This is a genomic window from Chryseobacterium sp. ON_d1 (genome assembly GCF_006829085.1).
GTDB lineage: Bacteria > Bacteroidota > Bacteroidia > Flavobacteriales > Weeksellaceae > Chryseobacterium.
On record NZ_BJTC01000003.1, the window covers coordinates 1 to 14,645 of the forward strand.

General features: G+C 36.8%; 13 protein-coding genes and 1 riboswitch. Of the genes, 3 read left to right on the top strand and 10 right to left on the bottom strand.

The genetic code is table 11. From position 1 onward, the window contains the following. From CRS_RS05515 to CRS_RS05550, 8 genes are all read right to left on the bottom strand, one after another. The coding region (locus CRS_RS05515) for a hypothetical protein (protein WP_228451187.1) at positions 1–1,152 on the bottom strand (1,152 nt) is incomplete at its 3' end. 8 nt (positions 1,153–1,160) lie between these two features. Beyond that, positions 1,161–2,771, bottom strand: a complete 1,611-nt coding sequence (locus CRS_RS05520; protein ID WP_142723079.1) for a T9SS type A sorting domain-containing protein — start codon at positions 2,769–2,771, stop codon at positions 1,161–1,163. A 282-nt stretch (positions 2,772–3,053) separates the two neighbouring features. Beyond that, positions 3,054–3,605 carry a putative glycolipid-binding domain-containing protein gene (locus tag CRS_RS05525; protein ID WP_142723080.1) on the bottom strand — a complete coding sequence of 184 codons (552 nt, stop codon included), beginning with the start codon at positions 3,603–3,605 and terminating at the stop codon, positions 3,054–3,056. Positions 3,606–3,646: 41 nt separating this feature from the next. After that, entirely contained in the window at positions 3,647–4,219 is a 573-nt protein-coding gene (locus CRS_RS05530; RefSeq protein WP_142723081.1) for a Crp/Fnr family transcriptional regulator, read from the bottom strand. Positions 4,220–4,336: 117 nt separating this feature from the next. After that, a complete protein-coding gene (locus CRS_RS05535; RefSeq protein WP_142723082.1) occupies positions 4,337–4,570 on the bottom strand; it encodes a hypothetical protein in 234 nt (77 codons plus the stop codon). A gap of 112 nt (positions 4,571–4,682) precedes the next feature. Then, the gene (locus CRS_RS05540; RefSeq protein WP_142723083.1) at positions 4,683–5,219 is read right to left on the bottom strand and encodes an N-acetyltransferase; all 537 of its coding nucleotides are present in this window, start codon (positions 5,217–5,219) and stop codon (positions 4,683–4,685) included. A 16-nt stretch (positions 5,220–5,235) separates the two neighbouring features. Continuing rightward, complete coding sequence (locus CRS_RS05545; protein WP_142723084.1) at positions 5,236–5,628, bottom strand: VOC family protein; 393 nt, start codon at positions 5,626–5,628, stop codon at positions 5,236–5,238. A 22-nt stretch (positions 5,629–5,650) separates the two neighbouring features. Beyond that, on the bottom strand, positions 5,651–6,436 hold the full coding sequence (locus CRS_RS05550) for a hypothetical protein (RefSeq protein ID WP_142723085.1): 786 nt from the start codon (positions 6,434–6,436) through the stop codon (positions 5,651–5,653). A 104-nt stretch (positions 6,437–6,540) separates the two neighbouring features. Between CRS_RS05550 and pafA the strand changes: the two genes are divergently transcribed. Next, on the top strand, positions 6,541–8,187 hold the full coding sequence (gene pafA / locus CRS_RS05555) for an alkaline phosphatase PafA (RefSeq protein ID WP_142723086.1): 1,647 nt from the start codon (positions 6,541–6,543) through the stop codon (positions 8,185–8,187). A 59-nt stretch (positions 8,188–8,246) separates the two neighbouring features. Here the strand turns inward: pafA and CRS_RS05560 are convergent, their stop codons facing one another. Together CRS_RS05560 and CRS_RS05565 are read right to left on the bottom strand one after the other, a co-directional pair. Then, on the bottom strand, positions 8,247–9,380 hold the full coding sequence (locus tag CRS_RS05560) for a tetratricopeptide repeat protein (protein ID WP_142723087.1): 1,134 nt from the start codon (positions 9,378–9,380) through the stop codon (positions 8,247–8,249). Next, complete coding sequence (locus CRS_RS05565; protein ID WP_142723088.1) at positions 9,377–11,005, bottom strand: AraC family transcriptional regulator; 1,629 nt, start codon at positions 11,003–11,005, stop codon at positions 9,377–9,379. The genes CRS_RS05560 and CRS_RS05565 overlap by 4 nt, the downstream gene beginning before the upstream one ends. A 155-nt stretch (positions 11,006–11,160) precedes the next feature. Here CRS_RS05565 and CRS_RS05570 point away from each other — a divergent pair, with 155 nt between their 5' ends. Both CRS_RS05570 and CRS_RS05575 read left to right on the top strand, forming a co-directional pair. Further along, the gene (locus tag CRS_RS05570) at positions 11,161–12,474 is read left to right on the top strand and encodes a T9SS type A sorting domain-containing protein (RefSeq protein WP_142723089.1); all 1,314 of its coding nucleotides are present in this window, start codon (positions 11,161–11,163) and stop codon (positions 12,472–12,474) included. A gap of 132 nt (positions 12,475–12,606) precedes the next feature. Continuing rightward, a riboswitch (cobalamin riboswitch) is annotated at positions 12,607–12,785 on the top strand. A gap of 30 nt (positions 12,786–12,815) precedes the next feature. Then, complete coding sequence (locus tag CRS_RS05575) at positions 12,816–14,642, top strand: TonB-dependent siderophore receptor (protein WP_142723090.1); 1,827 nt, start codon at positions 12,816–12,818, stop codon at positions 14,640–14,642. Positions 14,643–14,645 lie beyond the last annotated feature (3 nt).

A 14,645-nucleotide genomic window follows, 5' to 3' on the forward strand; every position in this document is an offset into this window, starting at 1 on the left:
GGTATCTCCCCGGCCCTGTACATATATAAAGCTGATTTTCCCTTTGCCTACGATTTCAATATCCTTTAAAGAGCGAACAGCTGTATTCGTTGACGCTGTATTTATTTCCTGCATAGCAGGAATTTCTGCGTCAAACTGTATTCTCACAGGTTCACTGACAATATCATCATCCGGAAACTTTTTACTTCTGTCAATTTGGGAATATTCCGTATAAAATACCTGTTGGGAAGGGTAATAGCTGAATGTAACAAGATCAGCATCCGATGAACTGCGTATTTTGCTTAAATGAAAGGCCGAATTAATATCTCCTAAATTAGATACATTGGTATTAATATTTCCGGAAAAGCCTGTTTTATTGGAAAGCGTTGTTCGTACGGATTTTTCAGGAACATCAAAAGAATATTTATTGCCCTGCTCATCAATGATCAGAAATGCTATGGCCTCAAGGCTGTTTGAAGGATTGGTGGCACTAATGGTAATTTTCAAATTATTTTTATCCAGTTTCTCAGCATACAACTGATTGTTGGAGTCTTTTTTAACAATAAATCTCCCGGTGTATCCCATGAAGTTATATTGATACAGATCATATTCTGTATCAAATCTGTTTAAAAATAAACCCTCATAAAACAGCTTTCTAAATTGAACATTACCCGGATCTATGCCGACTCCTGTTTCCTGAGCATCCAGATATTTCCGGCTGTAGTTCTTGTCTGTAAAGTTTGAAGTAAACTCATCAAACAAAATGCCTATAGTTGCCTGTCCTCCGTAAGAAGCCGATACAGCCTGGTCATCAGGAGTACCTCTTACCGTTCTGGTAATACTTCCCCCGGCAAACAGACTCCATCCCAAACCGACTTCCCCGGACTTATCATCAGGCCTGGCATTTGAAGGATGATAATTTAAGGAAACATTCATAGAAATTTTAGCATCATGGGTTGGGATCCCTGCAAGTGGAACTTTAATATCTGGGATTCCTGTATAATAGCTTACAGGAACTTCCTCAAATTTCATTAAATTATTTGCAGTGGGAGCAGCCGGATAGATTTGTTTTATATTATCCATAGGACTGCTTACCGAACCAGTAGCAGGAGTTGTTTGGGATTGAAAAAGTTGTGCTGCCAGTAAAGGCAGTAATAAGTATGATCTTTTCATTATCTGTGTTATTTCTTTATCAGTTTAGCATTAGCCGTTTTACCTGTATCCGTTTTTACCGTCACCAGATATGCCCCCTGAATGAGTGCCTGGGTATTGATCTTAGTCACTTTATTCTTTGTTTTAATACTCTGCAGCTGTCTTCCGCTCATATCATACAAAAGAATATCCGATTCCTTAAAATCAAAACCGATTTCTATGTAAGCATAATCTGAGACAGGATTCGGATAGATTTTGATATCGTATTTCTCAATTAACTGGTCAACCTGTTTGTCTCCCAGTTTCACGATCTTCCAGTTTTCTTTACCGAGTTCTTCAGCACTGGTTCCGGCCAGAATAATTGATCCGTCTCTGTTCAGCTTTAAATCAGAAAGTCTCTCTTCTTTCTTTCTGGATTCTCCTTTTACATGTTTTCTCCACTGTTCATTTCCATCCTGATTCAGATACAGCATCCAGAAGGTTTCATCATCATTTTCTATTCTTCCTTCTGCCTGGGTATAACCTCCCAATAAAATTCCTTTGGAAGATTTGTCATCCGCAGAATGAAGAACACTCATGCCCATCAGAATATCACGGTTTTTGAAATTGTAAGATTTCTGCCACTGTTCATCGCCTCTTTCATTTAAAGCAATGAGCCAAAGGTCTGTTCCTTCTTCCAGTCCTACCGTTTTATTTCCTGACCTTTCTGATCTGGATTCTCCACCGATAATAAATCCGGTTGACGTCAATGCAAGGGTTCTGATATGATCATCACCTTTCCCTCCGAAGTTCTTTTCCCATTCCACTTTTCCTGTTTTGTCAAGTTTTACAATCCAGTAATCGCCTTCGCCAAAGTTGTCGCTTTGTTTTTGTACCGTTGTCAGATGTCGGGTGTCGGATGTATTTTGAGGGCTTTGTACATTATACATTTTACTTTGTACAGCTGAACTTCTTGAATACATTCCAAGTAAAGCTCCGCCGTCTTTTGTTGGAATCATCTTCTCTACTTCATCTAATCCTTTTCCACCTAAAATAAGCTGTGAGATTTCTTTTCCGTCTTTGTCCAGTTTTGTGATGAAGACATCCTTAGAACCGTAGCCTTTTGAAGAACCCTGTATATTTCCGGCCACAAAGAATCCTAAATCGGTAGTCTGGATAACCGCTCTGGCTTCTTCATCAGAAGAGCTGCCTAAGGTCTTCTGCCATAATTCATCTCCAAATTCATTGATTCTAATGAGCCAGATATCAGATCCTCCTTTGGAATCCTCTTTTTTATCCAGCCCTTTCCCTGAATAAGAAGTGCCTGCTAAAAGAAATCCGCCATCCTGTGTTGTGACTGTGGCTGACAGATAATCATGGTTTTGTCCTGAGAAATATTTTTCCCAGACTTCTTCACCCTGCTGGTTCAGCTTGATCAGATGAAAATCATAACCGTTGTTCTGCTTACTTCCAGTCTCCAGCTTCCCGCTTCCTGACTGTATCGAACTTCCTGTAATTAAATATTGCTGATCGATGGTTGTGGTGATCTCGCTCAGGAAAGCCTGGGTAGAGGATTTGATGTCTTTCTGCCATACCACTTCCTGGGCCGATACTCCCGGAATCATGCACAAAGTAAGTGCACTGAGATAAAACTTTCTCATTCAATGTTGTTTTTTGAGTTAGTAATTAGTTTTTTTGAAACTTTGCAAATTTAACACTTTTTAAGAATCGAAACTCACGTTAATGCGATTTAATATAAATCATACTATACATTATTTGATTATATTTATATTATAATGATTTTGTCTGGTTCTGATGCAAAATTATCTACACACGGCGACAAAAGCTGTCGTGTTATTTTATAATTTTAAAATGTTTTTTTGATATTTAAATAAAAGATACTTGATTTATTATCTTCTGATTAAATTGCTGTTGATTGGTTTTCAAAGTTCTGTAATCTTTTCAAACAATTCCGGATAGCTGGTGACTAATCCCATTTCATCTACCGAAATTTCTGCTTTAAAATCATTTTCAATATTCTCATACAGGTATTTATTAGCGGTTGTCCGGGTATATTGCTGTTTTACAGGCCGGATGCAATGGTTTAAAATATCAATATACATCACATCGATCTTCTGAGGAATGTTTTCTGAAAGTTTTAAATTATTGATGGGAAGCGTGTTGGTGAATGGGGTCAGGGAGATATCTATAAACTTAAAGTTGTTAAAATCAGGATTTATTATGCCGTTGATTTCCCACTGATTCTGATTTCTTTTTCCTCTAAAAATTCTTTTAACCGTATTGATCTCAGATTCGATTGAAAAACTCTGAACAACCCAATTTTTATCAGTGAGGATTCTATACTCTAAAGCATATATTTTATCCTCGTGACATCCGATAATTTTTGATTCCGCAGTATAGTTTTTATCCTCGGATAATAGATTAAAATATTCGAGAGATTGATAAAAGATTCCCTGCCAGATTAATGTTGTCATAGTATACTTTAAGTGTGGTATGATCTTAAATATAAGTTGGGCTACCTGGATATTCTCCGTTTCCGGATTCTGCTTAATGTTTCTCTTGCAACACCCAGAAATGAAGCCAGCTGAGTGAGAGGTATGCGCTGAATCATATAAGGGTGTTGGTCTTCAAGATATTCGAGTCTTTCCTGCGCTGTATAGAGCTTGAACAGATTGGAAAATTCTTCCTGTCTGGAAACAAACTGACGGATACAATGGCGGCCTAAACTCTCAATTTCTGAAGATTTTTCTGCAATTCCAAATAATTTTGTTTTATCAAAAATAACTGCATGAAGTTCCTCGCAGGCAATGATATTAAATTCGGATCTTTGTCCACTCCCAAAGCTGCTGATATTGGTTGCAATTTCGTTTTCAAAGAAGAATCCGGTGTTTTTAACGTTACCTTCTATCTCAAAATAGCTTTTGCAAAATCCTTTGTCAATGAAGAATAAGGATTTGCAGATTTCACCTTCCCGCAACATCAGTTCATTTTTTCTATAAATTCTTACCGATAGGGCAGGCTGAAGCATATTCCAGCTTTCGTCGGAAAATGAAGTGAGTGATCTGATATAATTCAGAAGATTTTGCATATTATTAAGGGATCCTGTTTGCGAAAGTAATAAAATTGAAGGGATATATTCTGAGGCAGGTATAAAAAAGAGCGGTAAAAACCGCCCTCAACAAAATTTTATCTAACAAATTATACTTTATATATAAACACATCCGCATCCTGTTTCCCATTCCTGGCAAAGACGCATCGGTTCATTACATCCCGGATTACCGCCTCCACCGCCGGAAACTCTGTAACAGGTACCGTCGCTGCAATAGTATGATCCTATCGTAGGAGGGCAGTTGCCATCAATATCACATAAAGCATATGGAGTATCACCACCACTAATCAGGACGAGCTGATTCCTTTTTAATTTTTTTAGATTTTTCATAGTAATACTTTTTAATTTGTTGATTACTAATGTATATAAAAATTAGCACACCCACAAGTGTTTTAATTAAACGGGATCAAATATCGTGTATTAAGTATCTGTTTTATAATATTTATTCCATGTCTAAAGTCATGAAAAGAGCAATTTCCTCAGCATTATTATACAGTCTGGTGTTCAGCCCGGTAACATTGAATCCCATTCTTCTGTAAAACTGTATGGCAGGGTAGTTGGTGTTTTGGGTTTCCAGCTCTATAACTCTGCAGTTTAATCTTCGGGCTTCTTTAATGGCACTTTTGATCAGCATAATTCCAATTCCCTCCCGTCTGTGTTTTTCGTCGATCAGAATATTTTCAATATAAAAACTGTTGTTCCATTTCCTGTGTTCACAGATGATCCAGCCTGCCAGTTTTTCATTGACAAAAGCACCGAAAGAATTTCCCTGCTCAATAATGGTATTCAGCTCCTTAAGGTCTTCGGAAGTTGTTTCCCATATTTTGGTATAAGGAAATGCTTTTTCTTTTAAAATAAACTCAAAAGAACCTCCGAATTCTATGGAAGAAACTGAATATATTCTGTCTGTTGTATAACCGTTATGTCCCCATTCAGAGCTGGGGTTGGAGGTTAGCTTTTGTAAATTTTTTATTTCCACATCAGATATTTTAGGCTTATTGGATTTCAGTACATATTTCTACAAGATAATTGTTGGGATCTTTGATATAAGCTGTTTTTTGTCCCCATGGTTTTACAGCAATATCTTCATAAAAAACAGCTCCGTTCTTTATTGCCTTTTCTACCAATGCTTCCACATTGTCTGTTGTAAATCCCAGTTCCATTCCGAAAGGCTTATCTTCTGTTTTTGAGGTTAAAAATCCCTGTTTAATATTGGAGCCTGCAAGACTTACAGAGGCGAATGCAAGAGTGGTTTCTCCGGTCAGAAGCTCTCCATAGTCTTTTTCAGGAGTGATGAATTTTATTTCAGAACCGAAAGTATTTTTGTAGAAATTCATGGAGTGTTCTACATCTTCTACATACAGAATGATATATTTAAATTTGATCATGTAATTTGAATTAAAATGGTTTTTATTTTTTGTTGATAATATATTCTTCATCTACGATCAGTTCTGTATGAGGCCCCTGTAAAGGATACTCTTTGAAGCTTCCGAAATGACCGAAATGGAGAGGGTATTTTTCAGTAAGACGGCGTACTTTACTTCCGAAAGAATTGATATCAACCTTTTGAACGGACTCTTTTTTCTGTCTGCCATTAGTGAAAAAAAGCATCAGGTTACAATGATCTTTAAAATCAAAATCATTATAATAAAATACCTGGAAGTTTTCTTCTTTGCATATCTTTACTAAATCGTTAATAAGATTGTGCTTATACAGCAAAGGCAGATTGCAATCTATTCTGACAGCATAATTCTCTGCATTATTTTTTTTGAAATCTGAACCAACCATCTGAATGAAGCGGTGTTCTATATTTTTGAATGCTTCTCTTTCCGGAAGATAGCTTTTACTGGATTGAACGGTAAAGGGAACATGGGTATCCAATGAAACAGCATGTTCAAGAATCAATAACTTTTCAATCTCTTTTGCAAACTGAAAATGAAAATCAAAAAGCTGATGATCTCCAATATTGATGATGAGTTGATTCCCGTCAATATTCAGTTGCAAATAAGTTTCTTTGAAATCTGTTTTCAGTTCTTCAAGCTTACGGATAAGATCATCTGCGTTTTCAACACGGACTCTCGCTGCCAGTTCGGCTGGGTTATCGGCGTGTCCTCCGTATCCCGGATAAAATTTGAAGAATTGAAAGTCATAAAGTTGATTAGGAAATCTGAAATACCAGTATACGCCTAGAATCATAGAAGATGAATTGATGAATTGTATAATAATCAAAATTAAATAAAATTTCACACTCCAAAACTTTCAAAACCCTTAAATTTGTGGTCAATAAAAATTTTACTTGGATGCTTAGGAACATTTCAATTGCGGCAGCTACTTTATTGTCCGTAGTTACAATCAATGCGCAGAAGAACAGAAATACTCAATTGGAAAGACCCAAATTAGTCGTAGGTCTGGTCGTAGACCAGATGCGTTGGGACTATCTTTACCGTTTTTATGGTAAATATGGAAATGACGGTTTCAAAAGACTTTTGAATACAGGGTATTCTTTGAATAATGTACATATTCCTTATGTTCCCACCATTACAGCTTTGGGACATACGTGTATCTATACAGGATCTGTGCCGGCTATTCATGGGATTGCAGGAAATGACTGGACGGATAAGGAAACCGGAAAAGGAGTTTACTGTACCGCAGATGAAAGCGTTCAGCCGGTTGGAACTACCAATACAAAAACCGGAAGCCACTCTCCGAAAAATCTTTGGTCTACGACAGTGACTGATGAATTGAGACTGGCTACCAACTTCCAGGGAAAAGTAGTGGGGGTTTCTTTGAAAGACCGTGCTTCCATTCTTCCTGCAGGCCACACACCCAACGGGGCCTTCTGGTTTGATGACAGCACAGGAAATTTCATTACCAGTACATGGTATATGAATGATCTTCCGCAATGGGTGAAATCATTCAACTCCCAGAATCTTCCGGAAAAATTAGTTGCCAATGGTTGGAATACTTTACTTCCGATTAATGAATATACAGAAAGCGCACCTGACAATTCTCCCTGGGAAGGTCTGTTGGGAAGCGCCAAAACACCTACTTTCCCTTACAGCAATTTAGCAAAAGATTATCAGGCTAAAAAAGATAATATCCGGTATACACCTTTCGGGAATACGCTGACATTAAAGCTGGCAGAAGCTTCTGTAGAAGGTGAAAAACTGGGTGGAGATAATATCACAGACTTTTTAGCTATCAACCTGGCGTCTACAGATTACGCAGGACACAAATTCGGACCGAATTCTATTGAGGTGGAAGATGTTTATATCAGATTGGATCAGGATCTGGCAGAATTCTTCAAATATCTTGATTCAAAAGTAGGAAAAGGCGAGTATACGGTTTTCCTTTCTGCGGATCACGGGGGAGCCCACTCTGTAGGATTCCTTAAAGAGCATAAAATTCCGACAGGTTTCTTCGGAGAAGATGCAGAAAAGAATCTGAATCAGAAACTGAAAGAAAAATTCGGAGCTGACAAGCTGATCAACGCCATTGATAACTACCAGATTTATTTTGACAGAAAAGTATTGGCTGACAATAAGCTTGAACTGGATGATGTAAGAAACTTTGCCGTTAAAGAAATTGAGAAAGATCCTACAGTTTTATACGCCGTTTCTGTAGATAAGGTTCAGGAATCCAGCATTCCGGAGCCAATCAAACAGAGAATTATCAATGGAATCAACAGACAGAGAAGCGGAGACATCCAGCTGATTTCTCATGACTCTATGCTTCCGCCATATTCTAAGACAGGAACTACACACAGTGTTTGGAATTCTTACGACTCACATATTCCACTGATCTTTATGGGATGGGGAGTGAAGCAGGGAGAAAGCAATAAGGAATATCATATGACGGATATTGCCCCTACCGTATCTTCTTTACTGAAAATCCAGTTTCCAAGTGGAAATGTGGGGAATCCTATTACTGAAGTTATTGGTAAATAAAGTTGAAAATTACAGATCATAAAAAACGTTCCGGCTCTGGAACGTTTTTTTATTATAGGTTATGAAGTTCTTATCATTTGCTGGATTTCTTTCTGAAACTTTTTATTTTGTCTTCTGACCTTTACAATAAAGTACAGGAGAACAGCCATTACAACACTTCCCAGTGCAACAGAAGCTATTATTATGGAATGATGATAAGATTTCAGTTTTTCGCTTTCTAAAAAGGTTTCCTTATTATGATTATCGATAATCTGATTAATGGATTTCAGTTCGTTCTGCTTTCTCCTGAAACGCATTTCCAGGTATTTTCTGTTATACTGCTGATAGAGATTCTGTTCTCCCAAAGCAAGATAATTATCAGCTAATTCTTTATAGATTCCTTCATTCAGGATGATATCTCCTGTATTTTTACAAAGGTTTTCTGCTTTTAGTAAAAGATTGATTGCTGATTGATTTTCATGTTTTTGCTTATAGATTTCAGCAATTCCTTTCAAGGCAAATGCTTCCAGACTTTTAGCGTGATTTTTCCGGGCATAGTCCAAAGACTGAACAAAAGCCTCCTGTGCTTTATCAATTTGATTGAGATTAAGATAGCAGTATCCGATGTTGTAGTATACCACACTCATATTAGCGTAAGTGGTCTTTTTGAAAGATACTTTTTCAAAATTCTGTATCGAAGTTAAAAACTTTTCCAGGGCAATTTCTGAATTAGACTGACTCTTGTAAATCATTCCTTTTATAGCATAACTTCTTGCCGTTTCAATATATTTAACAGGTGTTTTTTCCGGTATTCTGGCCAGATACTGATCGGCCTCATTCAAAGTTTCTAAACTCTTATTAAAAAGTTCCATCTGCTGATATTGTATGGCAACGGAAATAAGAACACTTGCCTGGCTTTTGGAATCGTTGGTTTTCTGTGACAGCTCCTTAGCTTTTAAAATATACTTTAAAGATTCCTCGAAGTTTCTTTTGGCAATATTCGCTGTGGAAAGCAACATATAAATATCAATGGATGTATTGATATCCGGTTTTTTCTTTAATAACTGTTCCCCGGTTTTAATAGTATAATCAGGGTTGTCATAAATGTCTAGCCGGGCTTTTCTGATCAATTCACGATCCGGTATTTTCTGAGCTTTCATGACGAGACAAAATGACAGAAAGATTGGTGTAACTATTTTAAAAAAGAGTTTCATACAGTTTTACTTTTACTGATTTCCTGAATATAGGTGTTGGGAGACATCCCGGTGACAGACTTAAAGACAGTAGTAAAGGCACTGTGCGATGAGAACCCTGAATACTCTGCAAGATAGCTCACTTTATAATTGAGAAAAGTAGAATCATTCTTTAATAATTGTACAATATGATTGATCCTCAGTTTGTTGATGTAACCGTTAAAATTTTTCTCTTTGTTATTAATAACTTCCGAAAGGTACTTCGTATTAACCTCCATCTGAGAGGAAAGCATGGATAACGACATATTTTTGTTCAGATAACGGTCGGATTGTTCAAATTCTTCAAGTTTGCGGAGAATCTCATCTTCTTTTTCTCTGGATATTTTGGTAGAACCGGAATCTTTTGCCGTTACAGTAGCCTTCTCTGGTATGGCAGATTGAGACTTGCGACTGATCTGTTTTTCAAAGAAATCAAATTGTTTTTTTAAGTCTTTACCTTTACTTTTAATACTTAAAAAATAAGCGAATAGTCCCAAAATTATCAAGGACAAAATGAGCGCTAACGGCCAGAAGGATTTAACAAACATCAGTTTTTGAAATTCAATGTTTTTATTCTGACTGGTTTCTACAAGTTTTACGATATACCGTATTCCTTCCCTTGAGCTGGCATCTGTTTTTGTTTTTAGATCATTGTAGAGTTTATTGTATTGATGGTACTTTGTATCATCATGAAGTGCATAATAGTTACGGGATAATGATTCATATATTTTAATTTTTAAATTATTGAAAGGCAGATTTTCAATCATTGAAAGCCCGGCTTCCAGCTTTTCAACAGATGCACTGTAATCCTGCTTCAGAAAATAATATTGAGACAGGTTTTCATAGGCAAGACCTAACAGAAATGGCTGGTTTTTCTGATGCTCAAGATCATCAATAATACTTTTTATAAGAGGTTGATATTCGATAAGTTTATTTTGTTTCAGCAGATAGGAAGAACGGAAAATCCTGTTTTCCAGTTTTAATATTTTATTTTCTTCATTATGACTGCTGAGGTATTGATTGCTTTTGTTCAGATTTTGAAGCGCTGTGGGATAATCCCTGTTGATTCCTGAGTTCAAAGCCTGAAGCTGATACAGTTTTGCAGCAGTAACTCTTAAAGCCGGATCGTTACTTTTAAGAAGTTTCTGATCAGACAGGAGATAACTGATAATTCTCTTAGACTGATTGTATAAACCCAGATTCTGATATTGATCAGCAAGGTTATAATCATTGAAGATCTGCATAAAATAAGAAAGATTATTATGCAGATCAGGATCTTCTTTTTGAGCGAAAATATTCACAGATTGTACATAATCACCCTTCATGGCAAAAGCCTGGGAAATAATATTCTGAAGGATCATTTTATGTTCTGTATTCTGATCGCTGACAAGAATTCCCTGAGTATAGCTGATGCATTCGTCAGAATTCTGATAGAGTTTTAAAAATGCCTTATCTGCCAAAATACTAAAGTCAGGGCCGGATTGTGCATTGGTGATAAGAGAAAATCCAATGAAAATAACAAGGAGTATTTCTCTGCTATGATGAAATAATTTTTGAATGAATAATGGGTTGTTTGTGTTTTTTTGAATAATTCGGGTAAAATCCATATTCAAAATAATTTTTTCTTATTTATTTGATTATTAATGTTTTAAAAATTGTATTCTTTTGAAATTCACGAATTATGAAAGTCAATTTCTTTGGGTGTCGTAAATATTGTATTAATATTGTTTTCACCAATTAGAAAGTCTAAATATAATAAAATATGAAAAATTTTTACAGAATGTCAATGAAAATATTAACAGCTTGCCTTTTTCTGAAATTCGGTATTGCGGAAGCTCAGCTTACTGTAATTGGCTTGGGAAATTATAATGTAGGGGCGGTTTCGGATAATGGAGTGGTAAGTATGCATACAAGTGCAGGAGGTATATATAAATGGAATATGGCGGGAGGACTTGTACAGATAGGCTCAATATCAAACGGATATCCGGCTGCGGGCAGAACCATAGTTTCGAATGACGGAAGTAAGATCTCGTCTTCTGTTACAAATGCTGCAACAGGGTTCAATGAGATATCTACTTATGATGTGGCAACAGCCACATGGGTAAACAGAGGAGGGTTGGTTCCTACCGGCTGGGATGGCAGTGTGAGTTCTACCTGGGGTATGACAGCCAACGGAAATATGATTGTAGGATTGGGATTCCTTACAGCCGCTAATGCACATGCTGTGAAATGGGACGAAGTCAACGGAATGGTAGATCTGGGAAGTATTGTTCAGGGACGCAGCTCCAGGGCAAATGCAATCAATGCTTCAGGAACGGTGATTGTAGGATGGCAGGACGAATCAAACGGTACCAGAAGCGGCGCGAAATGGCAGGATGGAGTGGAAAGCTTTATTACAGATAACAATGGGAATAATGTTGGGGAAGCGGGAGGTATTTCCGCAGACGGGAGTACCATCATCGGTTCAGCCAATCCTAACCCCTATGTTTGGAATGCGGTAAGTGGACTTACTTATATTACGCATCCTAATGCATCATTCAGTTTCAAAGGAGGAGCAACAGGAATTTCAGCGGATGGGACAAAAGTTATTGGATATTACAGAGCATTTGGAGCTCCTCCAATGTCAGGAGAAGGCTTTATCTGGACCTCAGCTACCGGAAGGGTTAACCTGAATGATTATGCTGTATCCTTAGGAATTGCCACCAATGGGGTAACAATGGGACTTCCTCTGGCTATTTCTCAGGATGGGAAGAAAATTGCGGGAATGGGAGTCAATGCTTCCAATCAAATGGTTGCTTTTTATCTGGATACATCTGAATATTTATCCGTGAATGATGTGGCAAAAGAGAAAAACAGCATGGGTATTTATCCTAACCCGGTCACTGATATTCTATATTTTAAAGGCACAGGAAAAATAGAGAAAGCAGAAATTTATAATTTGGTTGGACAAAGGGTGAAATCATTCAATACTGTGGAAGGGCAGATTGATGTTTCATCCTTGTCAAAAGGAGCTTACATTCTGGAATATTTAGTGAAGGAGGGAAAACAACAGACCTATAAATTTATTAAAAAATAACACATATAATAGTAAAGTCATGGGATGAATGGCTGTTTTCAATATTGAAAACGGCTGTTCTTTTTTGTTTATATGACAAAAGATAGTGCTTTTATGAGTAATTGCGTTTTTTGGCGGATACATATAAAAAACTATCTTTGCAAAAATTTTGGTTTCCAGTATTTTGGAATGAAAAGGGAATCGGGTGTAACTCCCGGACTGTCCCCGCAACTGTAAATCGCAATACAAGTTTCTGCAAAAAACCACTGTTTAATGACGGGAAGGGGCAGAATGCGAAAGTCAGGAGACCTGCCGGAATTATAATCAAAAACATATTGCTTTCGGAGGAAAAGTAAAAAGGTATGGATATAAAAAGATCTTTAGTACTGCTTTTTTCATCTTATGGCTGTTTTCTTTTTGGACAAGAGAAGACCATTGACACTATTTACGTCTTCGACAATCAGATGAATAGGGTGAAGCTTTTTCATCCTGTAAAAATAATTTCGGCGGAAGATGCTGAGAAAAATTCCAGCAACCTTTCAGAACTTCTGAGATTTCAGTCACAGGTTTTTATTAAGGAAAATGGCCGCGGAGCTGTTTCTTCACCTTCTTTCAGGGGAACTACTGCCCAGCAGACTGCATTTTTATGGAACGGAATTAATATCAATTCCAATTTTCTGGGGCAGGGAGACATCAATAATATTGCTCTATTCGGATATGATCAGATCGGAATAAAAGCTGGCGGCGGAAGTGTGGTCTATGGAAGCGGAGCTATCGGAGGAAGCATTCATCTGAATAATACCCTTGATTTTAATAAAGGGTTCCATGGTTCATTATTTTCTGAAGTGGCATCGTTTAATACTTATAATAATTTTATAAAAGGTTCTTACAGCAATGATAAGTTCAGTTTTAAAGCTTCCGGAAATTATTCTGTAAGTGAAAATGACTATAAAGTAAGTGATCTGAACTATATCAACAGAAACGGAAATTATTACAATGTAACATTCAATGTAGGAGCATCCTATAAAATCACAAATGATCATAAAATTTCTTGGCAGAGCCAGTTTTTTGATTCTTCACAACATTATCCTGTCTATGAAGAAACAGGAACAAAGACAAAATATAAGACTCAGAGTATAAGAAGCCTTCTTTCCTGGGACTGGAGCAGAACAAAATTCAGCAACTCCTTTAAAGCTGCCTATACAGAAGAGAATTTTCAGTATTTCGGTTCGTTGAATATGCCTAAATCCAGTGGTGGAACCGGAAAAAATTATATCTTTAAAAATGACTTCAACTATTTTCTGAATTCAAAGTGGAATTTTAATCTGATCGGAGAATTTCAGGTTAATAAAGGAGAAGGATATCAGAGCGGTATATCGGATGTAAGCAGAAATATTGGTTCTGTTTCGGGGCTGTTAAGATATTTTGCCACAAAAGATCTGCGTTTTGAAGGAGGATTTAAGAAAGATTTTGTAGAAGATGTAAAATCTCCAATTATGTATTCATTTTCCGGGAAATGGAGTACAGCAAAATGGTATGATGTGAGCATTAATGTTTCAAAAAACTTCAGATATCCGTCATTTAATGATATTTATTATGAACCGGGAGGAAATAAAGATCTGAGACCGGAAACTTCTACTCAGGTGGATATGACCCATGAATTCAAAGTGGGAGGTTTCAGGATTGCTTTGTCTCCATACTATATGAATATAACAGATCTTATTGTATGGCTTCCAACTGCTAAAGGTTACTGGCAGGCCTTTAATGTCAATAAATCAGAATCCTACGGGCTGGAGTCCCAGCTGTCTTTCGGCAAACAATTTGGTAACCATAAGTTCAGAGCAAATGCAGGATACTATTTTGCAAAATCTATTGATAAAGAAACCAAAATGCAAAGGCCCTATGTTCCGATACACAGAGGAAGTGCCGATATAGACTATGAGTATGGGTTTATTAAGTTTTTTGTACAGGGATTATTAAACGGAGTTACCTATACCACAAGTGATGAAAAGAGATCGGAAGCCATAGATCCCTATTTTCTTTTAAATATGGGTGTTTCTGCAACGGTTGCGAAAAAATATACTTTAGGATTTAAAGTGAATAATCTGACAAATACATATTATAAAACCGTTTCTTTCTATCCTTTACCCAAAAGAAACTATAGTGTGTATGCCGCAATAAATTTTTAAAAA

Bases quoted from the DNA above. Each gene is read 5' to 3' on its own strand.
- CRS_RS05520 (WP_142723079.1), bottom strand. From the start codon at position 2,771: ATGAGAAAGTTTTATCTCAGTGCACTTACTTTGTGCATGATTCCGGGA.
- CRS_RS05525 (WP_142723080.1), bottom strand. From the start codon at position 3,605: ATGACAACATTAATCTGGCAGGGAATCTTTTATCAATCTCTCGAATAT.
- CRS_RS05530 (WP_142723081.1), bottom strand. From the start codon at position 4,219: ATGCAAAATCTTCTGAATTATATCAGATCACTCACTTCATTTTCCGAC.
- CRS_RS05535 (WP_142723082.1), bottom strand. From the start codon at position 4,570: ATGAAAAATCTAAAAAAATTAAAAAGGAATCAGCTCGTCCTGATTAGT.
- CRS_RS05545 (WP_142723084.1), bottom strand. From the start codon at position 5,628: ATGATCAAATTTAAATATATCATTCTGTATGTAGAAGATGTAGAACAC.
- CRS_RS05550 (WP_142723085.1), bottom strand. From the start codon at position 6,436: ATGATTCTAGGCGTATACTGGTATTTCAGATTTCCTAATCAACTTTAT.
- pafA (WP_142723086.1), top strand. From the start codon at position 6,541: ATGCTTAGGAACATTTCAATTGCGGCAGCTACTTTATTGTCCGTAGTT.
- CRS_RS05560 (WP_142723087.1), bottom strand. From the start codon at position 9,380: ATGAAACTCTTTTTTAAAATAGTTACACCAATCTTTCTGTCATTTTGT.
- CRS_RS05565 (WP_142723088.1), bottom strand. From the start codon at position 11,005: ATGGATTTTACCCGAATTATTCAAAAAAACACAAACAACCCATTATTC.
- CRS_RS05570 (WP_142723089.1), top strand. From the start codon at position 11,161: ATGAAAAATTTTTACAGAATGTCAATGAAAATATTAACAGCTTGCCTT.
- CRS_RS05575 (WP_142723090.1), top strand. From the start codon at position 12,816: ATGGATATAAAAAGATCTTTAGTACTGCTTTTTTCATCTTATGGCTGT.